This is a genomic window from Pseudomonas sp. SbOxS1, assembly GCF_013416725.1.
In the GTDB taxonomy this organism is placed as follows: domain Bacteria; phylum Pseudomonadota; class Gammaproteobacteria; order Pseudomonadales; family Pseudomonadaceae; genus Aquipseudomonas.
Genome location: NZ_JAAVXC010000033.1, coordinates 167,177 through 186,480, shown reverse-complemented (window position 1 = coordinate 186,480; position 19,304 = coordinate 167,177). Strand labels below are relative to the sequence as shown.

The window sequence follows — 19,304 nt, the reverse complement described above, 5'->3', positions numbered from 1 at the left end:
TGGCGAATGTCTGCATCCTAGGCAGGCTATTGGTCTGTTGTAAGAGCCATTAATGACAAATTTCATAGGTCCATTACCATGACGGATGCGCCGCTGTCCCTGTCCTTCAACCCGGCAGGTATCGAGCTTGATCGCCGCCAGGGCTTGAGTCGCCAGCTCTATCAGGCCTTGCGGGTACGGGTGCTCGACGGGCGCCTGGCCAGCGGTACGCGATTGCCGGCGAGTCGGGATCTGGCGGCGGCCCTGGCGATTTCCCGTAATAGCGTGGTGCGGGCCTACGACCAGCTCTACGCCGAAGGGTTTATCGAAGGGCGGGTGGGTGACGGGACCTATGTCGCGCAATTGCCCCAGGCGCCGTTGCCGGGCAGGAAAGCAGCGCCGAAAGTGCCGCCCGGCGCCTCTGCCAAGGGGCTGGAAGTGCCAGCAGCGACCGCTAAAGTCGCTCGCAGCGGCGCATTGGCGCGGGTGGAAAACAACCATTTGCCGACGCCTCCGAGTGGTCCGCCCCGTGCCTTTCGGGTCGGCGTACCGGCATTCGATCTGTTTCCGTTCGAGGTGTGGGCCAAGCTGAACGCGGCGTTCTGGCGCAAACCGGATCTGCAGCAGCTGTGTTACGGCGCGCCCCAGGGCGATGCGCGATTGCGCGGCATGATCGCGGCGTACTTGCGCAGTTCTCGCGGCATGCAGTGCACGGCGGAGCAAATTGTCGTGACCAGCGGCGCGCAGCAAGGCATCAGCCTGTGCGCGCAGTTGCTGGTGGAGCCGGGGGATGGGGTGGCGGTTGAAAACCCCGGGTATCGGGCGGCCGGTCATGCGTTTGCGGTGGCCGGTGGGCGATTGCACGGCATCGCGGTGGACAGCGAGGGCATTGACTGCAGCGAACTGGCGCGCCTGGACGATTGTCGCCTGGCCTACGTGACGCCCTCGCATCAATACCCCTTGGGCGTGGTGATGAGCCTGGCCCGACGCCTGGAGTTGCTGGCCTGGGCCGAGCGCAGCCAGGGCTGGATCGTCGAGGACGATTATGACGGTGAGTACCGATACAGCGGCGCACCGCTGGCACCCCTGGCGGCGCTCGATCGGCATGGGCGGGTACTCTATGTCGGTACGTTCGGCAAAGTGGCCTTTCCGGCCCTGCGCCTGGGTTACCTGGTGCTGCCGCCGGCATTGGTCGAGGCGTTTGCCCAGCGGCGGGCGGTGGATGTCCGGCACTCCGAGGTGAGCACCCAGGCGGTGATGGCCGAGTTCATGGCCGCCGGACATTTTCAGCGCCACGTGCGGCGCATGCGTCGTGCCGCGTTGAGCCGGCGCAACACGCTATTGGCCCATTGGCCCGCGGACATTGCCGGTGTCGGCCAACTGCCCAGCGTGGCAGCCGGATTGCACATGACGGTGGCGGTCGACACTCAAGCCCGCGAACAAGAACTGATAGCGGCCGCGGCCAGCGTCGATGTCGAGATCAATGGCCTGAGCAACTACTGGCTGGCGGATTCGAACAACACTCCCGATCAACGCGCGGGACTTGTATTGGGGTTTGCCGCGGTGCCGGAGGAGGCGATCAGCGCGGCACTTGAACGATTGAACAAGGTCTGGCGCAGGACTCGCTGAAGGCGCGAGTCCTGGCAAGCAGGGGTGCCGTTCAGGACCCCGAAGCGGGTTGTTCGTTTGTTGACAAGAACAACTCATCCGCCAGATCTGATCTTATTTCACTGCGATAAATATTGATCAACTCATTATTGGAGACAGCTGCGCGCTTATCCACTGCACCACCGAGCAGACGTTGGGATTCAGTTTTCAGATGGGCTGCGGTCCAGGTTTTAGGAGCAGTGTCCGGGCCCGAATAGTGAAAGTGGGCGTACCAAAGCACCTTTGCCGTGCCATGTTCGCGTATCTCGTATTCTTCGAGATAATCGTTCTTGTGCCCCTTGAGTCGACGCCGGCCGGATGTCTTGGCGATGCTGATCAGTTTTTTGCTCATCAGCCATTTCACGCGAGCCGCGGTGGGGGGCTGTTCCTTGGTCATGCGGATTCGGGCCAAGCGACCTTTTTCAAAGAGCTCGGTCGCGCGCTCGGTGAGCTGTTTGGCCAGCAATGCGCCTGATGGCAGCCCGTCATCAGTCGCGTTGTTATCGGTGAGGGCGTCTTCGATCGTATCGGCCGCTTTTCGCAGGCGACCGGCTTGCTGTTGAAACATTTCCTCGATTTCCGTGGGATTGCGTCCCGCCACCTTTGAGTGACCCTCGGTTCGTTGGATGAACGACTGCAAATTATCCAGCAGCATCTGTCCCTTCTGGACGCTGGTTTGCAGATCGGGTCGCACCTGGGCAGGGGCCTGTTCTGGTGCGAGTTCATGCTCGAGCCAGGCCCCGGGTGTTTTCCTGTGGAATGTCGCGGTGACCTTGTTGGTCAGTGGCGATATCACATCGACCCATTCGGTGTTGTCGGCCGCCGTGTGGGCACGGGGTTTGCCAACCACCGTGCCTTTGTAACGGGTCTTGATGATGCGCTTTGAGGCAGGGGCAGGGCGAGAAGGGCCCGGTGTCGGTTCAAGTGACTTGCGCTCATGCAGAAGCCCGCCGAGCTGTTTCACGCTCTGCTCCTTGAATACTTCGATGCGCTGGCGCATGAGGTCCAGTGGTGTTTGCAGCAACTGCCGCGGATATTCATCAGGCAGGTCGAGTATCCGCAGGTCGAGGATGGCGAACTGTTCCACCAAATCATTGAAGCCGTCGATCCGCTCAAGCAGCGGCAGTGCATCGTCCTGCTTGGCGAGCTCCAGCGAAGACTGAATGGTCAAGCCCGTGTCCTCGGCAAGTTGTTTCATGGCTTGTCGGGCTGGTGCCGTGTCCACCGTGGCGCTGTCACTCAGGCAGAGTTCCTGGGCAAGGCTGATCTGGAACAGTTTCAGATCCTGCAGCGCAAAACGGGGCAGCGCTGCCTGGCTCTTTCGGGCCACTTCGGCCCCGGCCTTGCCCAGCCGTTTCAGCTCTTCGATGCGTGCCTGGGCAAACTCGATCTTGTCGATAAAACCCTGGGTCAGGTCACTGGTGAGCTGGTGAGTCTGGCGCGGTGTGTGTGTGCCGTCGACCGGTTCGTTGGCCTGCAACGCGAAGGATCGACGTATGCGTTCGCCAAACACGCCGTCTTGATGATCGAACCACGTCTGCGTCAGATACAACTGGTGTTCCAGGCAGTCGACCAGGACCGCGCGGTAGTTGGTGATCGATTCAATGCTGTTGTAGGTCTTGAGCTGTTCGATGAAAGTGCCGAACTCGGCCAGATGTGCATCCAGTGTCTCGATCAGGCGTTGCCGATGGGGGTCGGCCACGTCCGTGGCGGGCGCCTTCACGGCCTTCTGCGCGGCATCGAGCGCCTGCATCAGCTGGGTTTTGCGACTTTCAAACGTTGTCAGTTGCAGTTTCAGCGAGGCCTTGCGTTGCTGGTTTTGCAGTACGAGCGCTTTTCGACTGCGGCCTCCGCCGCGCAGTCGCAAACGCGTATCGATGAACCATTGTCCCTGCGCAGAATGAATCAGCAGGGGACCTGTGCGTGACGGTGTGATGCGCGAGTCGATGATTTGCACATCGCCATCGTCGTTGAGCCAGACCTCGAACCAGCGCTGGCCGACCTGGGCATACCACTTTTGCCTGAGCGGGCTCAGATAGCGGTAGGGGCCGGGTGCGCTCGACGGGTTTTCGATCCCGGAGGGCTTGGCGATCGCCAGACGGTCCAGCACGGTTGCCAGGCTCGCTTGCGGCAAAGCGCCGATGGTGTGCAGGGGTGTCGGATGGTTGTCGGGCAACTGGGGAGCGACGATATCGGGCATTTGCGTGATGGTGAGGGTCGCGACCGGTTTTTCAGGCGCTGGCGCGGCGCTCTCAAGGCGCGGGGTGCGTGGTTTGTTGCGCGTGGCGGCGTAGTGCGCCAGGACCATGCCCAGGGTCAGGAACAGGTCGGTCAGAGCGGTCCATTCATGCTCGGAATCATCCGCTTCCCGGGCCTCACTCGCCTGGTCCAGGTCGTCCATGATCTGCCAGATCCAGGCGGCAGCCGCCGTCGCTCGTCCGAGAAAGGGCAAGGTCACATTGAACAGCATCCAGGCCGCTTGTTTGAGGGTCGCCCAGCGGTTTTGCGCATTGGACACCGACTGCCGGTCGGCCAGGGTGATCAAGGCGTTGGCGTTGGCGTTGAACAGTGCCGGCAAGGCGGGTTGCGGTACCGGCGACGAGCCCAGGGTCACTGCGCCCATCATCCCCAGCACCGAGCCTGGTTCGACCAGCCATTGGGACAAGGTCCAGACGGAGGGCAACTCGCCCGGGAACACGTATTGCGAGTAGTTAAAGCGAACGTCATCGGCCAACCAGGCCAGGACCGACTGGCGCAACGCCTTGTCGTGCTTGATGGCGTACAGCAGGTTCGCTTCGCCGGGGTATTGCAACAGCGGCTGATCGAGCAGTGGCCGATATAGCAGGCATGGACCTTTTTCCACGTGTCGCGGCCCGATCACGAACATGTTGGCAACTTCGTCAGCCTGGCCGCCGTTGCGTCCGCCTGGAATGAAAGCCAGTGGACGGATGATGATTTCCAGCCCCTCGACATATCGATCCGCGGCGCTCTCCTGCAAGGCCGCGACGACATACCGATAACCCAGGTCATCGATGCCGGCTTCGCCACGGATCTTCGATTGCAGCGTTTGCAGCGGGAGTTGGATGCGCAGGTCCTCGGCGTAGAGTTGCCCGCGGCGGGCCTTTTCCTTCGGGTCGTCGAGCAGTGTGCGCTTGATCAGGCCGGGGTAGGTTTCGCCGATGTTCACGGCGCTCACCAGGCTGTCCAGATAGGCCGGCGTCAACCATGGCGCCACCGTCGAGCCGTCACTGTATTGCACGGTTTTGTTACCCCAGGGCAGGGCTGACAGGTTCTGCAACGCCAGGTCGACGAGTGTCAGCGTGACGGTTTCGGTCTTGCCCGGCACCGCGAATGTCCCGAAGATCACCGGGCGTGTGCTGCTGATTTCAACGTCTTCCAGGCGCGGCAGGGAGGCTTGTGGATGATCCTTTGTCATCTGATCTCGCAAGGCCTCAAGGGTGAATTCGCGCAGCGTAGCAATGCCATCGTTGAACGACTTTCCTGCATGCTGCTCGCGTAACAACGCCAGGTCCATCAAGTGCCGACTGTAGCGAGTGAGGTCTACCGCCGAGGCATCGAGCAGCCAGTCCTGTAGCTGATGCCGGACCTGGCTGAAACGTGTGGGCTGCTGTTGCACGAGCTTTTCGAAATGTCCGGGTGCCGCTGCGACCCGTGGGGCCAGTGTCGGTATCGCCTTCTCAGTGAGCGAGCCGATGGCCCGGATTTCCAGTGCGATCAACGCACAGGCCTGCTGGTCGAAAAAGTTCCCGGTGGGTTCGTAAAGGCGCCACTGCAGCCGTTGAGCATATGCCGATGAAGTGACACGCCCGCGAAGGGCTTCGCCCAATGCCGCCAACGAGTCGTAGTGACCGAATCCTTCGGTGATCGAATGCGTAACGACCAGCGTGCGTTCTCCCAGCGTGCCGACAATGACGGCGGTGTCCATCAGGTGCCGGTGCTCGCTGCGCTGTTGATCGAGGTCGTCGATGTCGATCAGGCAAGCCCGTGTCTGGTATTTGTCGTGGGCCTGGCGAACGGCCTGTTGCGGGTAGTCGTAGACGGTCTGGGCCAGGGCCCGTTGGTCTTCGTCCCAGTCATTGGGTTTGTCATCGTTCCACACGCCGTGCAGGGCTTCGCTGATCTGATGCCAGCGCGGTTTTTCGAGGGCGACGGTTTCATTCCAGTAGTCCAGTTGCTGCTCCTGATAGGCCACGAAAAACAGCCGGGCCAGGCGATTGAGCAGGCAGCCGATGGCATCGATCTTTACCGGGAGCTTGGTGCCCGGCTCGACACCCGGTTGCCGGGTCAGGAAGTGTTCCCCGTCGATGTAGGTGGCTGTCGCGCCGGACAGGACGAGCCGTACCAGGGCGTCGGTCAGGGATTCGAACCGGGTGCTGCCGGGCAAGACCTGGTTATCGGTGATGGTCCAGGCGGGTGTAGCCACCATGGTCAGGTTTGGATCGATGTGCAGTTGCGGATACTCGGTGTCGAGGGCGGTGCGGATCGATGTCGAGGCGACTTCCCTGATCGAGGGGCCGGTCACCAGTTGAGTCAGTATGTCGTCGGGATTGCTGGGGGGCGTATCGGGCATGGCCGTTTCCTGTGTCCGGTGAAGCGCTGACGGGACAGCGCGGGGTTCGGGCACGGTAGAGGGCGGGCGAGGGTGGGAGGTGGTAGATAGTTATTGCAGGTAAAAAAGAAGCTTGTGGGGGCCGGCTTGTTCGGGGCGCACCGACCTACTGTAGGGAGCTGGCTTGCCAGCGAAGGCGGTCTCATAGCCAACCATTCGCTTGCGGATGTACCTGATCCACTGTGGGAGCGAGCCTGCTCGCGATGAACCTGAGAGCACCGAGGGGTGTCAGGTGACCAGCATCATCGTTGACGACCATCGCGAGCAGGCTCGCTCCCACAGGATTCTGCGTTTTTTCAGTTCCCTACGTATCGTTTCAAGTCCCCGACTTGATCTTGGTCCAGGCCCGGGTGCGTGCGCGTTCGGCATCGCGCGGCAGCGGTTGCAGGGTGTAGAGCGTGCCCATCGCCGCTTCGGTCGGGTACAGGTTCGGGTTGTTGCGAATCGCCGGGTCGACCAGTTCCGTGGCGTCCTTGTTCGGGTTTGGATAACCCACGAAGTCGCTGACCGGCGCGATCACCTGGGGTTGCAGCAGGTAGTTGATGAAGGTGTAGGCGTCTTCCGGGTTCTTCGCGCCTTTGGGGATGGAGAGCATGTCGAACCAGATCGGCGCGCCTTCCTTGGGCAGGCGCATGTCGACGACCACACCGTTCTTGGCTTCCTTGGCGCGGTTGGCGGCCTGGGAGAAGCTGCCGGAATATCCGACGGCGACGCAGATGTCACCGTTGGCGATGTCGGCCATGTACTTGGACGAGTGGAAGTAGGTGATGTGCGGCCGGATCTTCATCAGCAGCGCTTCAGCCTTGTCGTAGTCCGCAGGCTTTTTGCTGTTGGGGTCCAGGCCCAGGTGTTGCAGGGCCAGGGGCAGGATCTCCGACGGCGAGTCGAGCAGGGCGACGCCGCACTGCTTGAGCTTGCTGATGTTCTCTTCCTTGAAGATCAGGTCCCAGCTATCCACCGGTGCGTTTTCACCGAGTGCGGCCTTGACCTTGTCCGGGTTGAAACCGATCAGGATGGTGCCGTACATGTACGGGACGGCGAACTTGTTGCCCGGGTCGTTGGCCTCGATCAGCTTCATCAGCTTCGGATCGAGGTGGTTCCAGTTCGGCAGCTTGCTGCGATCCAGTGGCTGGAACACGCCGGCTTCGATTTGCTTGGCCAGGAACACGTTGGATGGTACCACCACGTCGTAGCCAGAGTTGCCGGTCAATAGCTTGGCTTCCAGTGCTTCGTTGGTGTCGAAGATGTCATAGACCAGTTTGGTCTGGGGGTTCTGGGTCTTGAAATCTTCCAGGGCCTTGGGGGTGATGTAGTCGAACCAGTTGTACACGCGCAACGTTCGTTCTTCTGCGTGAGCGCCGCTACCGAGCACCGTGGCGCACAGGGCCGGAACGATAAACCGCTTGAGATTTTTCATGGTTTTGCGATTCCTTGTTAAGCGTTTTCAAAGCCTTCAAGAACGTTGACGGCGTTGATGCCGATCTCTTCTACCGCGTAACCGCCTTCCATCACGAACAGGGTCGGCACGCCAAGTTTGGCGATGCGTTTGCCCATGGCCAGGTAGTCGGGGCTGTCGAGCTTGAATTGGGAGATCGGGTCGTCCTTGAACGTATCCACGCCCAGGGACACGACGACGATGTCGGCGCCATAGGTTTCGATCTCGTTGCAGGCTTGCTCCAGCGCGGCGCTCCAGGTATCCCAGCCGCTGCCGGCGGACAAAGGATAGTTGAAGTTGAAGCCTTCACCGGCGCCTTCGCCGCGCTCGTCCTCATAGCCGAGGAAGAACGGGAACTCGGCTTCCGGGTGGCCATGGATCGAGGTGAACAGCACGTCGCTGCGCTCGTAGAAAATCGACTGGGTGCCGTTGCCATGGTGGTAGTCGACGTCGAGAATCGCGACTTTCTTGTGGCCCTGGTCGAGAAAGGCTTGCGCTGCGATGGCCGCGTTGTTGAGGTAGCAATAGCCACCCATCAAGTCGCTGGCGGCATGGTGTCCTGGTGGACGGCACAGGGCGAAGGCACTGCGGGCGCCGCGCTGGATTTCTGCTTGCGCGGTGAGCGCGACTTGCGCCGCGCTGTACGCGGCTTGCCAGGTGCCGGCGGTGATCGGCGCGCCGCCGTCGAAGCTGTAGTAGCCCAGTTCGCCGTGCAGGCTGGTGGGCTTGACGCGACGCAAGGTGCGGGCCGGCCAGGTGTAGGGCAGCAAGTCACCGTCGGTGTTGAATGCGGTCCAGCGCGCCCAGGCGCCTTTGAAAAAGTCGAGGTAGTCGCGGCTGTGAATGCGCTCGATGGGTCCCAGGCCAAAATCCTTCGGCGCTTCTACCGGGCCCAGGTTCTGCTTTTGCACACGTGACAACACATGGTCGGCACGCGAAGGCATTTCAAAGCAGGGCTTGAGTTGCCCGTCGATGAGTTCGCATCGGCCGTGGTGCAGGTGGTGATCGTCCGAGTAGATCGTCAGCATTTTATTGTTCTCCGCAGCGGGTTCGGTTGCACACAGTCTTGCGGCGCGGACGATTTCCGAGAACGGCAGGAAAGGCCAAAAGGGGATTAATGTGGCCAAAATATTTGACCGAAATTCGCCCCTTGATGATGGAATGCTGTTCGCTTTAGACAATGTTCAGGCGAACAAGAATCCTGTGGCGAGGGGATTTGTGATCGTTCCCATGCTCCGCGTGGGAATGCCGCCAGGGACGCTCCGCGTTCCACTGACGACGCATGACGTGAGCCGAGCGCAATGGTGACGCGGAGCGTCACAGGATGCATTCCCACGCAGAGCGTGGGAATGATCGGCGTATTCACTTCAAGCGTTAAACCACAATGGCCGAACGCAGGCATTGCGAAGTAGGTAAACCGGCAGGACGTGCTCTTCAGGGCCGGAACTGACTCGGCGCCACGCCACTCCAGCGCACAAACGCATGGCGAAAACTCGCGGTCTCGCTGAAACCCAATGCTTCGGCGATCCGGTAGATCGGCATCTGGTCTTCACAGAGCAACAGCTTGGCCTGCTCGAACCTGAGCTCATCGAGCAATTCCTGATAGCTGCAACCCAGATCCTTGAGATGCCGGCGCAAGGTGCGTGCTGAACAATTCATCTGCCCGGCCAATCCTTCGAGCCCCGGTGCCGCATGCAATTGTGTACTGAGCAACTGGCGGATCCGCCCCAGCCAAGCCTGGCGCCCGGTAAACTCGGTATTCTGCTTGCGGCAACGCTCGGCCATGGCCTGGTGGGTGATGGCATCGGCCAGGGGCAAAGGTTGGTCCAGCCAGCGCTTGTCGAACGCGATGGCGTTGTCCTGCGCCCCGAAATGCAGGGGGCAGTTGAAGTGATCGTAATAGGACGCTTCATAGTCGGGCGCTGCATGCTCGAAGCGTGCGGCCAACAGCGGCAGTGGGTGACCGAGCAGGTCATCGCAGGTGACCTTCAGCGATACCAGGCAGAATTCGGCGTTGAACGCCGCCAGCGCCGGACTCTCTCGATAATCAGCAGCGACAAACCAGACACGCTCGTCGTCCTCTTCCAGGCTCAGTTCGAAAAGTGTTCCCAACAGCGCCGGATAACGCATCGCCAGGCGCAATGCGTCACCGAAGGTGGCACTGGTGAGCAAGGCGTAGCCGAGCATGCCGTAGGACGAAACGTGCATGCGTCGACCCAGTTCCAGGCCGATATCGTGCTTGAGGGCGACGGCGTTGGCGCAGACCTGCATCTCTTGATTGGTGGTGATACGCGTGTCCGCCCGGGCCAGATCCGCGGCGCAGATGCCACTGCCGGCGAGCAGGGTGTCGCTGGGCAGGCCTTGGGCCTTGAAGGTGTCGAGCACCAGGGAAACGGCGTTGAGGGTGGTGAGGTGGGAGTGGAGCATGCTCGATTCCGGCGTGGGGGTGCCAGAACCGAGCAACTTGTGTGCCGCTTTGCCTCAGCAGGCTTTAATGGCTACTGAGCAGGGACGCAGCCCCGGCACCACCGAACAGCCCGGCACTGACCCGGTTGAACCAGCTCTGGCCCTTGCCACTGCGCAGATACCGCGCCGCACCATGGGCACCGAGGCCGTAGGCCAGCTTGCACAGCAGGTCGAGTACGGTCCAGGTGGCGATCATCACCAGCAGTTGCGGCAGGAACGCTTGCTCGGCGCTCAAAAATTGCGGCAGGAACGCGGCGAAGAACAGGATGTCCTTCGGATTGCTCGCGCCCAGCATGAAGGCGCGCCCGAACAGGGCGCGAAAGCGTGGCACCGCTGCGGCCTGAGGCACTTCGGCCCCGTGGGACGGTTGGCGCGACTGCTGCCAGCTCTGCCAGGCGAGGTAGAACAGGTACAGCGCGCCGACGATTTTCAGGGCGCTGAACAACTGTTCCGATGCCAGCAGCAGGGCGCCCAGGCCCAAGGCCGAAGCGCTCAACAGGCAGATCGAGGCGATCACGCCGCCGAGAAACGCCGGGTATGAACGGACCAGGCCGTAATTCAAACTGTTGCTGATCATCAGCAAAGACAGTGGCCCCGGGATCAGGATCACCATCAGCGCAGCGCCGCTGAACAGCAGCCAGGTTTCCAGACTCATCACTTTCCTCCATTTGCACAAAAGCCTCACCCGACGGGGTGAGGCTGGTTTGACGCGCGTACCGCCGAGATTTACAGGAAGATGAACTTGGCAATGAAAATTGCGCAGAGCACCCACAGGCTGACGGAGATTTCCTTGTACTTGCCGGTGCCGGCCTTCAACGCCACGTAGGTGATGAAGCCCAACGCGATGCCGTCGGCGACCGAGAAGGTCAGGGGCATCATGATTGCCGTGACGATCGCCGGAATGCTGTCGGTTGCTTCGTCCCATTCGATGTGGGCCATGCCGCCCATCATCAGCATGGCCACATAGATCAACGCACCGGCCGTTGCATAGGCGGGGATCATCCCGGCCAGCGGAGCGAAGAACATGGCTGCAATAAATAACACACCTACGGTCACTGCGGTAAGACCAGTCCGACCACCTGCCGCCACGCCAGCGGCACTTTCCACGTAGCTGGTGACGGGTGGAACGCCCACTACAGCACCAAAAACACTGGACGCACTGTCGGCTTTCATGGCACGCGAGAGGTTTTCGATGCGACCGTCAGCGCCCACCAGGTTGGCGCGCTGGGCCACACCCATCAAGGTGCCGGCGGTGTCGAACATGTGCACGAAGAGGAAGGCCAGCACCACGCTGATCATGCTGACGTTGAACACGCCGGCAACGTTCATGGCCATCCAGGTCGGGGCCAGGCTCGGTGGGGCGGACATGATGCCCTCGTAGTGCACCAGGCCCAGGCCCCAACCGGCCAGGGTCACGGTGATGATGCTGATGAGGATCGCGCCGAACACCTTGTGGTAGCTGAGGATGGCGATCATCAGGAAGCACACGGCGGCGAGCAGCGGACCAGGCTCGCGCAGGGAACCGAGCTTGATCAGGGTGGCTGGGCTATCGACGACGATACCCGCGGTTTTCAAGCCGATCAGCCCGAGGAACAGGCCCACGCCGGCGCCCATGGCGTAGCGCAGGCTGACCGGGATGCTGTTGAGCAGCCATTCGCGGATTCGCGAGAAGGTCAGGATCATGAACAGCACGCCGGACACGAACACCGCACCCAACGCGGTTTCCCAGTTGTAACCCATGGTGCCGACCACGGTGTAGGTGAAGAAAGCGTTCAGGCCCATGCCCGGTGCCAGGCCGACCGGCCAGTTGGCGTACAGGCCCATCAACAGGCAGCCCAACGCTGCGGCAATGCAGGTGGCGACGAATGCCGCGCCATGGTCGATCCCGGCGTCCGCCATGATGTTGGGGTTGACGAAGATGATGTAGGCCATGGTGATGAAGGTTGTCAGACCGGCAATCAACTCGGTCTTCACCGTGGTGCCATGCAAGCTGAGTTTAAAGATGCGCTCCAGCCAGCCATTGCGTATAGGCGGCGAGAGATCCAGCGTCGATGCTTCGGATTTGCGGCTTTCCACAGCGAGGTACTCCTCAAGAGTTTTATTTTTATTTCCAGGGCCGGACCCATGAGGGTGGCAGCGGCCCTTTGAGGCACTTGCGAATTTGTTGACCGTTAGGTCAGGAACTCGCACGAGGTGGATTATGCTTTTGTATACAAATAAAGCAAATAATGTTTTTGATTTTGTGGACGAAAAGTTTGGCAATCGGGATATATCGCCTTCGCGGGCCTCATCACCAGCAGGCTGGCTCCCACAGGTTTTGTGTACACCACAGCTCATTGTGGGAGCCAGCTTGCTGGCGATAGGGGCAGAACACTCAATCAACAGTCTGACTTTTCCCCAGTGCCAGATTCACCGCCAACCACCCATTCACCGCCGTTTCCCCAGCCTCGGCAAACACCCGCTCAAGCAATTTCACCTGCTCACGGCGCAACGACTGTTCAAAGCGCGTGCCTTCGGCGGTCAATTCCAGCAGCCGTTTACGCTTGTCGGTCTCGGACGCCACGCTGTCGACCAGATGCATTTCCAGCAGTTGGCGCAACGGCATGTTCAGTGCCTGTTTGCTTACACCGAGCAATGCCAGCAGCTCCTTGACGCTGAGGTTCGGGTAACGGGCGATGAAAAACACGATGCGCTGGTGCACGCGACTCAGGCCGCGCCGCTCGAGCATTTCATCGGCCTTGGCGGTGAAGGCCTGGTAGCCGAAGAAAAACGCTTCCATGGCCTGTTGCTGGGAAATCGGGTTTTTAAGGTCAATCATATTGACGTATCCGTTCGAGCTGTCGTAATTTCGGTCAACAAGTTTGACTCATTTTCCTCTGGCCCCGCTACCGGTGACTCCCATGGCTTTTTCCGAACGTGTCTCGCGCCTTAAAAGTTCCTTGATCCGTGAAATCCTCGCGGCTGCCCAGCGTCCGCAAGTGATGTCGTTCGCCGGGGGGCTGCCGGCCGAAGTCATGCTGCCGAAGGTCGAGTGGGACCGGATGCCGGTGACCATGGGCCAATACGGCACGAGTGAAGGCGAGCCGGCCTTGCGTGAAGCCCTAGCGGCACAGGCGCGAGCGCTGGGTGTGCCGTGCGAGGCGAGTCAGGTACTGGTGGTCAGTGGTTCCCAGCAAACCCTTGATCTGGCCGCCAAGCTCTATATCGACAAAGGCACCGAGGTGCTGCTCGAAGCACCGACCTACCTGGCGGCCCTGCAGATCTTCCAGCTGTTCGGCGCCGATTGCCTCACTGTGCCGCTGGAAGCAGATGGCCCGAACCTGGCGCACCTGCGTTCGCGCCTGGAAAAACATCGCCCGGCGTTCATCTACCTGATCCCGACCTTCCAGAATCCTTCGGCGGTGCGTTACAGCGAAGCCAAGCGCGAAGCGGTCGCGGCATTGCTGGATGAGTTCGGCGTGACCCTGATTGAAGACGAGCCTTACCGTGAGCTGACCTTTGATGGTGGCAGCGCCAAACCGATCGCCGGGCGCCTGAAAAAAGCCAGCTGGATCTACACCGGCACGGTGTCGAAAACGCTGCTGCCGGGTTTGCGCGTGGGTTATCTGATCGCCAGTGCCGACCTGTTCCCGCACCTGCTCAAGCTCAAGCAGTCGGCGGACCTGCACACCAATCGCGTCGGCCAGTGGCAAGCGCTGCAATGGATCGGCAGCGAGCCCTACCAGCAGCACCTGAGTGAGTTGCGTGGTTTTTACCGGGTGCGTCGCGACGCCTTCCAGGCCGCGCTGCAAACGCACTTTGCCGACCTGGCGGATTGGAATGTGCCCCAGGGCGGGCTGTTTTTCTGGCTGACGCTCAAGCAGCCGCTGGACACCCGTACGCTACTCGATGCGGCGTTGGCCAATGATGTGGCGTTCATGCCGGGCGAGCCGTTCTTCCCTGAGCCGGATAATCATCACGGGCATTTGCGGCTGAATTTCAGTCACATTGACCCGGCGCGGCTGGAGGAGGGGGTCAAGCGGTTGGCGGCGGTGGTGCGGCAGGCGCAGGCGGCGCTAGCGGCCTGAAGAAAAAAACCGGCTCAAGGGCCGGTTTTTTTTTGTTTGAAATTTGCAGTGTTTATGCCGGCCTCATCGCCAGCAGGCTGGCTCCCACAGGTTTTGTGAACACCACAAGTCCCCTGTGGGAGCCAGCCTGCTGGCGATAGGGCCATCCATCACACCACAAATAAATCAGGCTGCCGCGAACCGCTTATCCAGATAATCAATGATCACCTTGGACTCATACATCCACGTCGTCTGGCCATTCTCTTCGATGCGCAGGCACGGCACCTTGATCTTGCCGCCGTGCTCGAGCAGGGCCTGGCGATCCTGTTCGTTGTTTTTCGCGTCGCGCAGGGCCACCGGTACGTTCAGGCGGCGCAGGGTGCGGCGGGTTTTCACGCAGAACGGGCAGGCATGGAACTGATACAGGGTCAGGCCCTTGGCGGCGGTTTCGACCTGGGCCTGGGCGGCGGCAGGGCGCTGCTTCTTGCCTGGACGGGTGATGAAGTCGATGAAGATGATCAGTTGGCCAAGGCCAACACGAAGCGCTTTTACGAACACGTTGAAAGCCTCACGGTGCTAATGAAGAAAGGCGCGCAGCTTACCTGATTTTTCCAGGGCGAAAAAAAACCGGCGATGAATGCCGGTTCTTTTCGTGCCGCGAATTACTTGATCAAGCTGAGAAACTCGCTGCGAGTCGCGGCGTTCTCACGGAATTCGCCGAGCATCACCGAGGTGATCATCGTCGAATTCTGCTTTTCCACACCGCGCATCATCATGCACATGTGCTTGGCCTCGATCACCACGGCAACGCCCAGGGCGCCGGTGACCTGCTGGACGGCATCGGCAATCTGGCGGCTGAGGTTTTCCTGGATCTGCAGGCGGCGGGCGTACATATCGACGATCCGCGCGACTTTCGACAAGCCCAGCACTTTGCCGCTCGGGATGTAGGCCACATGGGCCTTACCGATGAACGGCAGCAGGTGGTGTTCGCACAACGAGTACAACTCGATGTCCTTGACCAGCACCATTTCGCTGTTGTCGGAGCTGAACAAGGCACCGTTGGTGACCTCTTCCAGAGACTGTTCATAACCGCGGCAGAGATACTGCATGGCTTTGGCGGCACGTTTTGGCGTGTCGAGCAGGCCCTCGCGGGAGGGATCCTCGCCCAGTTGGCCTAGGATCGCGGTGTAATTCTGTTCCAGGGACATGAAACTACCTGTGGGATTTTACGCAAAGGGCAAGGGTACGGTGGCGGACACGGCGCTGCAAGCGCGGCGCATCAGGTTTACTCGTCGCGGCCTTCCATCATGGTCCGTTTGAGCATCACATAAACGGCTCCGGCACCGCCATGCCTGGCCTGGCACGAAGTGAAGCCAAGTACCTGTGGATGCTGGCGCAGCCAGGTGTTGACGTGGCTTTTGATCATCGGCCGCTTGCCGTCCAGGCGCACGGCCTTGCCGTGGGTGACGCGCACGCAGCGAATTTCGAATTTGGTCGCTTCGGCGAGGAATGCCCAGAGGGTTTCCCGGGCTTTTTCCACGCTCATGCCGTGCAGGTCGAGGCTGCCTTCGAACGGGATCTGCCCGATCTTGAGCTTGCGCATCTGGCTTTCCTGCACACCGTCGCGCGCCCACATCAGTTCGTCTTCCGGGCCGACGTCGATGACGAACTGATCGGACAGCCCGTCAACAGTGGTGGCATCGGTGCGCACGGTGGCGGCCTGGCGCAACGTGGCGATCTGCGCGCGGTCAGCCTTGGGTTTGCCGGTTTCGGCGCGATCGTGCTTGATCGGCTTGACGCCTTGGATCGCACTTTTGAACAGGGAAAAATCGTCGTCTTGCATGTCAGCCTCCGCGAAGGGCGGCCAGTTTACCCAACTCGAGGCGAATCGGGCGCGAGAAAACGCGCGGCGTTGCGCTGCGACTTGCGCTTAGTCGTGTTTTTTCATCAGGTGCGGGGACATGGCCAGCGCGTTCGACTGGCGCGAGCGCCGGCGGCAGCGACGCCACAGCCAAATGCCCAGGTACAGCACGAACAGGCCCAAGACCAGAATCACGGCCGCGCCCGCCCGGTTGGTGTTCAACTCGCCCAGGGCCGGAACGTGGCCGAACAGGCTGGCGGCACCGGCCATCGCCAGCAGCACGCCACAGGTCGCCAGCAAGGCAGCAAAGGCTGCGCCGATTCGAAAACGCCAGTTGCTCTGGCCTTTGGGCCGCAAACGGCGAGCGTCAAAACCATCGGATAACTTCATTCCGACCTTCCTCAATGGGTATCGGCCCTTCGACCGGAAGTTGACCGGGATGTTCCTGAGGCTAAGACATTTACGGCATATGAGAGGCTTTTGCGGATGAGCGGCGGTCTAGACCGCTCATGAGCCGCCGATCAGACCAGGTCGTTGGTCAGGGCGAGGGCGGCAAAGTTGTCCGCCATGATCGCCATTTCGGTCTGCTGCACATGCTCGGCGCTCAGGACGCCGCCTTTGTACGGCAGATCGCGGGTGGCGCAGGCGTCTTCCACCAGGGTGCAGCGGAAACCCAGGTTCTTTGCCGCGCGTACGGTGGTGCTGACACTGGAATGGCTCATGAAGCCACACACCACCAGGTCCACCGAGCCCAGGTCTTCCAGGCGTTTTTTCAGGTCCGTGCCATGGAACGCACTGGGCAGGATTTTTTCGATCTTGATTTCGCCGGCCTGCGGCTCAAGCCCTGGAATGAACTGGCCACGCTCGCCGCGGGGGTCGAACAGCCCACCGACGGTGCCGAGGTGGCTGACATGCACGATCGGCCGGCCGGCCGCACGGGCGGCAGTCACCAATTTCTTGATGTTCGCAACCGCCGCATCCATGCCGCTCAGGGCCAGGGGACCGCTGAGGTACTCTTTCTGGGCATCGATGATGATCAGGGTCGCATGACTCAGTTTGGCTGCTGCATAACCGCGGCCGCTGAGTTGAAACATCGTTTGTGGAACGGACATTCTGGGGCTCCTTCGAGTGGGGCTTTTGCGACATTGTCCTCTGGCTGAGCGCTTCTGTGAATCGCTACCATCGTAGGCACCGTCGTTACTGGCGTGCAGCGTTGTCAAGTATTGAGTTTTGTTCAATAGCCAGTGAAAAATCCAGAAGAATCCTACATTGACCCCGGTGTTTTTCCTGCGTCGTCGTGACGTCGTTTGACTGGTAGAATCGCCCGTCGATTTTTCTGGAGTTTACCGTCGTGATCACTTCCCGCCTTCGTACCCTGCGTGACCATATCCGTTGGGCCGTCAGCCGCTTCCATGGGGAGGATCTGTTTTTCGGCCATGGCACCGACAACGCCTGGGACGAAGCCCGTCAACTGGTGTTGGGTGCGCTGCACTTGCCGTGGGAAATTTCCGACAGTTACCTGGACTGCAATCTGGAAGAAGACGAGTTGGTCCACCTGCAGCAGCTGCTCAAGCGCCGCATCGAAGAGCGCGTGCCAACCGCCTATCTGCTGGGTGAAGCCTGGTTTTGCGGCATGTCCTTCATCGTCGATGAGCGCGTGCTGATCCCGCGTTCACCGATTGGCGAGCTGATCGAAAACCGTTTCACACCGTGGCTGGGCACCGAGCCTGCGCGGATTCTCGACCTGTGCACCGGCTCCGGCTGCATCGGTATCGCCTGCGCCTACGAGTTCCAGAACGCTGAAGTGGTGCTGGCCGACCTGTCGTTCGAAGCGCTGGAAGTGGCGAACCAGAACATCGAGCGCCACGGCGTCGACGAGCGCGTCTACACCGTGCAGGGCGATGGTTTCGATGGCCTGCCGGGGCAGCGTTTCGACTTGATCGTGTCGAACCCGCCGTACGTGGATGCCGAGGATTTCGCCGACATGCCGGACGAATACCAGCACGAACCGGAACTGGGCCTGGCCTGCGGCGATGACGGCCTGAACCTGGTGCGCCGCATGCTCGCAGAAGCGGCGGATCACCTGACCGAGAAGGGTTTGTTGATTGTCGAGGTGGGCAACAGCCAGGTGCACGTCGAGGCGTTGTACCCGGAAGTCGATTTCGCCTGGCTGGAATTCGAGCGTGGCGGGCATGGCGTGTTCATGTTGACGGCCGAGCAGTGCCGGGATCATCAGGCCCTGTTCGCCTCCCGCGTCTGACCTGATCGCTGTGGCGAGGGGATTTATCCCCGCTGGGCTGCGAAGCGGCCCCAAAAAGAGGGACTGCTGCGCAGTCCAACGGGGCGGTGCGACGTTTCGCTGAATCCCCTCGCCACAAAAGATCGTTACCGGTGTGTCGCAATCCAGATCAGCAATCCCGCCTGAAACACCGCAAACGCCACCAAACAGGTAATGGTGAAGCGCAAACCGGCGTCTTCACGCTTGTATTTGCTGACCTTCTCTTCGTGTTTCTTCAGTTTGACTTCCTGCTCGGCCAGGTTCTGCTCGGCTTGCTGGAGCATCTGCGCGGCTTCAAGAATTTCCACGACTTGCAGTTTTTCCGTGTTCCAGTCACTCAGCAGGTCGCCGACCCGCACTTCCTTGACGCTACCCTTCAAATGTTGGGCATCGGCGTAGGCCACGTCGAAACCGTGCACGCGCAAAAAGTGATCGCGGCGCAGGCGCGTGTCTTCGTTCAGCGCGTCCTTGTTGTTGAGGTCGGTGCCGTCGACGGTGTAGCCCGGCCACCTTTTCTTCGCCCAGTTGATGCCCTGGGCGGCCATGAAGCGGCCGATGCCGCGGTTCAGCGGTTCGATTTGCAGGCCGCTGTCGGGTCCGAAATGCACGCGTTTTTCGGCGTGGTCGACCCACACGTCCAGATGATTCTGTTCCTTGCGCACGCGTTGGCCGGGCAGGGAAATGGTCATGCGCATCAGGCTGCGCAACTTGTCGTTGCGTTCGGCATAACCGAACTCGACAAAGCGCAGGGGTCGACCACCGGTATTGCGGTCAGTCTGCAACGGTGCCAGGCGGAGCATCTTGTGGTGCTCGACGTGAACGTCCGCCCAGGGCAGCTCGACCGCTGGCGGTACGTCCTTTTCAGCGGTGGTGTCGGGTGAAGTCTGGGTATCGGTCATAACGGCGAGATCCTGTCCAAGCTCAACGTGCCGCCAGCCAGTACGCTGGCGACAATGGCTTAT

The 19,304-nt window shown here is 60.8% G+C and carries 16 protein-coding genes and 1 pseudogene; 3 read left to right on the top strand and 14 right to left on the bottom strand.

All coding sequences use genetic code 11. The features are described 5' to 3' along the window. Window positions 1–78: 78 nt before the first annotated feature. Complete coding sequence (locus HFK74_RS26435; protein WP_180206036.1) at window positions 79–1,608, top strand: PLP-dependent aminotransferase family protein; 1,530 nt, start codon at window positions 79–81, stop codon at window positions 1,606–1,608. Window positions 1,609–1,639: 31 nt separating this feature from the next. Here HFK74_RS26435 and HFK74_RS26430 read toward each other — a convergent pair whose 3' ends face one another. From HFK74_RS26430 to HFK74_RS26400, 8 genes and pseudogenes are all read right to left on the bottom strand, one after another. Beyond that, window positions 1,640–6,217, bottom strand: a complete 4,578-nt coding sequence (locus HFK74_RS26430) for a DUF6543 domain-containing protein (protein WP_180206035.1) — start codon at window positions 6,215–6,217, stop codon at window positions 1,640–1,642. Window positions 6,218–6,434: 217 nt separating this feature from the next. After that, a pseudogene (locus HFK74_RS33300) lies at window positions 6,435–6,515 on the bottom strand (outer membrane lipoprotein carrier protein LolA); the annotation flags it as partial. 57 nt (window positions 6,516–6,572) lie between these two features. Then, complete coding sequence (locus tag HFK74_RS26425) at window positions 6,573–7,673, bottom strand: polyamine ABC transporter substrate-binding protein (protein ID WP_180206034.1); 1,101 nt, start codon at window positions 7,671–7,673, stop codon at window positions 6,573–6,575. A gap of 17 nt (window positions 7,674–7,690) precedes the next feature. Beyond that, window positions 7,691–8,719, bottom strand: coding sequence for a histone deacetylase family protein (locus HFK74_RS26420; protein WP_180206033.1), 1,029 nt, complete (start codon window positions 8,717–8,719; stop codon window positions 7,691–7,693). A 406-nt stretch (window positions 8,720–9,125) separates the two neighbouring features. Further along, entirely contained in the window at window positions 9,126–10,118 is a 993-nt protein-coding gene (locus HFK74_RS26415) for an AraC family transcriptional regulator (protein WP_180206032.1), read from the bottom strand. 64 nt (window positions 10,119–10,182) lie between these two features. Beyond that, window positions 10,183–10,812, bottom strand: coding sequence for a LysE family translocator (locus HFK74_RS26410; RefSeq protein WP_180206031.1), 630 nt, complete (start codon window positions 10,810–10,812; stop codon window positions 10,183–10,185). Between the two features lie 71 nt (window positions 10,813–10,883). Further along, a complete protein-coding gene (locus tag HFK74_RS26405; protein ID WP_218953831.1) occupies window positions 10,884–12,203 on the bottom strand; it encodes an NCS2 family permease in 1,320 nt (439 codons plus the stop codon). A gap of 328 nt (window positions 12,204–12,531) precedes the next feature. Then, on the bottom strand, window positions 12,532–12,975 hold the full coding sequence (locus HFK74_RS26400) for a MarR family winged helix-turn-helix transcriptional regulator (protein ID WP_180206030.1): 444 nt from the start codon (window positions 12,973–12,975) through the stop codon (window positions 12,532–12,534). Window positions 12,976–13,057: 82 nt separating this feature from the next. Between HFK74_RS26400 and HFK74_RS26395 the strand changes: the two genes are divergently transcribed. Beyond that, entirely contained in the window at window positions 13,058–14,224 is a 1,167-nt protein-coding gene (locus tag HFK74_RS26395; RefSeq protein WP_180206029.1) for a PLP-dependent aminotransferase family protein, read from the top strand. A gap of 165 nt (window positions 14,225–14,389) precedes the next feature. Here the strand turns inward: HFK74_RS26395 and HFK74_RS26390 are convergent, their stop codons facing one another. The 5 genes from HFK74_RS26390 to HFK74_RS26370 form a co-directional block, all read right to left on the bottom strand. Continuing rightward, window positions 14,390–14,761: a glutathione S-transferase N-terminal domain-containing protein gene (locus tag HFK74_RS26390; RefSeq protein ID WP_180206028.1), complete on the bottom strand. Its 372-nt coding sequence runs from the start codon at window positions 14,759–14,761 to the stop codon at window positions 14,390–14,392. A gap of 104 nt (window positions 14,762–14,865) precedes the next feature. Continuing rightward, the gene (gene folE, locus HFK74_RS26385) at window positions 14,866–15,411 is read right to left on the bottom strand and encodes a GTP cyclohydrolase I FolE (protein WP_008057275.1); all 546 of its coding nucleotides are present in this window, start codon (window positions 15,409–15,411) and stop codon (window positions 14,866–14,868) included. A 77-nt stretch (window positions 15,412–15,488) separates the two neighbouring features. After that, window positions 15,489–16,046 (bottom strand): Smr/MutS family protein, encoded by a 558-nt coding sequence (locus tag HFK74_RS26380; protein ID WP_180206027.1) that lies wholly within the window; start codon window positions 16,044–16,046, stop codon window positions 15,489–15,491. A gap of 87 nt (window positions 16,047–16,133) precedes the next feature. Then, complete coding sequence (locus HFK74_RS26375) at window positions 16,134–16,454, bottom strand: hypothetical protein (RefSeq protein ID WP_180206026.1); 321 nt, start codon at window positions 16,452–16,454, stop codon at window positions 16,134–16,136. Window positions 16,455–16,585: 131 nt separating this feature from the next. After that, window positions 16,586–17,176: a cysteine hydrolase family protein gene (locus HFK74_RS26370; RefSeq protein WP_180206025.1), complete on the bottom strand. Its 591-nt coding sequence runs from the start codon at window positions 17,174–17,176 to the stop codon at window positions 16,586–16,588. A 239-nt stretch (window positions 17,177–17,415) separates the two neighbouring features. Here HFK74_RS26370 and prmB point away from each other — a divergent pair, with 239 nt between their 5' ends. Continuing rightward, complete coding sequence (gene prmB, locus HFK74_RS26365) at window positions 17,416–18,324, top strand: 50S ribosomal protein L3 N(5)-glutamine methyltransferase (RefSeq protein WP_175390601.1); 909 nt, start codon at window positions 17,416–17,418, stop codon at window positions 18,322–18,324. A 125-nt stretch (window positions 18,325–18,449) separates the two neighbouring features. On the opposite strand, the gene HFK74_RS26360 is transcribed toward prmB, so the two are convergent. Beyond that, window positions 18,450–19,241: a hypothetical protein gene (locus tag HFK74_RS26360; protein ID WP_180206024.1), complete on the bottom strand. Its 792-nt coding sequence runs from the start codon at window positions 19,239–19,241 to the stop codon at window positions 18,450–18,452. Window positions 19,242–19,304: the final 63 nt, after the last annotated feature.

Bases quoted from the DNA above. Each gene is read 5' to 3' on its own strand.
- HFK74_RS26435 (WP_180206036.1), top strand. From the start codon at position 79: ATGACGGATGCGCCGCTGTCCCTGTCCTTCAACCCGGCAGGTATCGAG.
- HFK74_RS26430 (WP_180206035.1), bottom strand. From the start codon at position 6,217: ATGCCCGATACGCCCCCCAGCAATCCCGACGACATACTGACTCAACTG.
- HFK74_RS26425 (WP_180206034.1), bottom strand. From the start codon at position 7,673: ATGAAAAATCTCAAGCGGTTTATCGTTCCGGCCCTGTGCGCCACGGTG.
- HFK74_RS26420 (WP_180206033.1), bottom strand. From the start codon at position 8,719: ATGCTGACGATCTACTCGGACGATCACCACCTGCACCACGGCCGATGC.
- HFK74_RS26415 (WP_180206032.1), bottom strand. From the start codon at position 10,118: ATGCTCCACTCCCACCTCACCACCCTCAACGCCGTTTCCCTGGTGCTC.
- HFK74_RS26410 (WP_180206031.1), bottom strand. From the start codon at position 10,812: ATGAGTCTGGAAACCTGGCTGCTGTTCAGCGGCGCTGCGCTGATGGTG.
- HFK74_RS26400 (WP_180206030.1), bottom strand. From the start codon at position 12,975: ATGATTGACCTTAAAAACCCGATTTCCCAGCAACAGGCCATGGAAGCG.
- HFK74_RS26395 (WP_180206029.1), top strand. From the start codon at position 13,058: ATGGCTTTTTCCGAACGTGTCTCGCGCCTTAAAAGTTCCTTGATCCGT.
- folE (WP_008057275.1), bottom strand. From the start codon at position 15,411: ATGTCCCTGGAACAGAATTACACCGCGATCCTAGGCCAACTGGGCGAG.
- HFK74_RS26380 (WP_180206027.1), bottom strand. From the start codon at position 16,046: ATGCAAGACGACGATTTTTCCCTGTTCAAAAGTGCGATCCAAGGCGTC.
- HFK74_RS26375 (WP_180206026.1), bottom strand. From the start codon at position 16,454: ATGAAGTTATCCGATGGTTTTGACGCTCGCCGTTTGCGGCCCAAAGGC.
- HFK74_RS26370 (WP_180206025.1), bottom strand. From the start codon at position 17,176: ATGTCCGTTCCACAAACGATGTTTCAACTCAGCGGCCGCGGTTATGCA.
- HFK74_RS26360 (WP_180206024.1), bottom strand. From the start codon at position 19,241: ATGACCGATACCCAGACTTCACCCGACACCACCGCTGAAAAGGACGTA.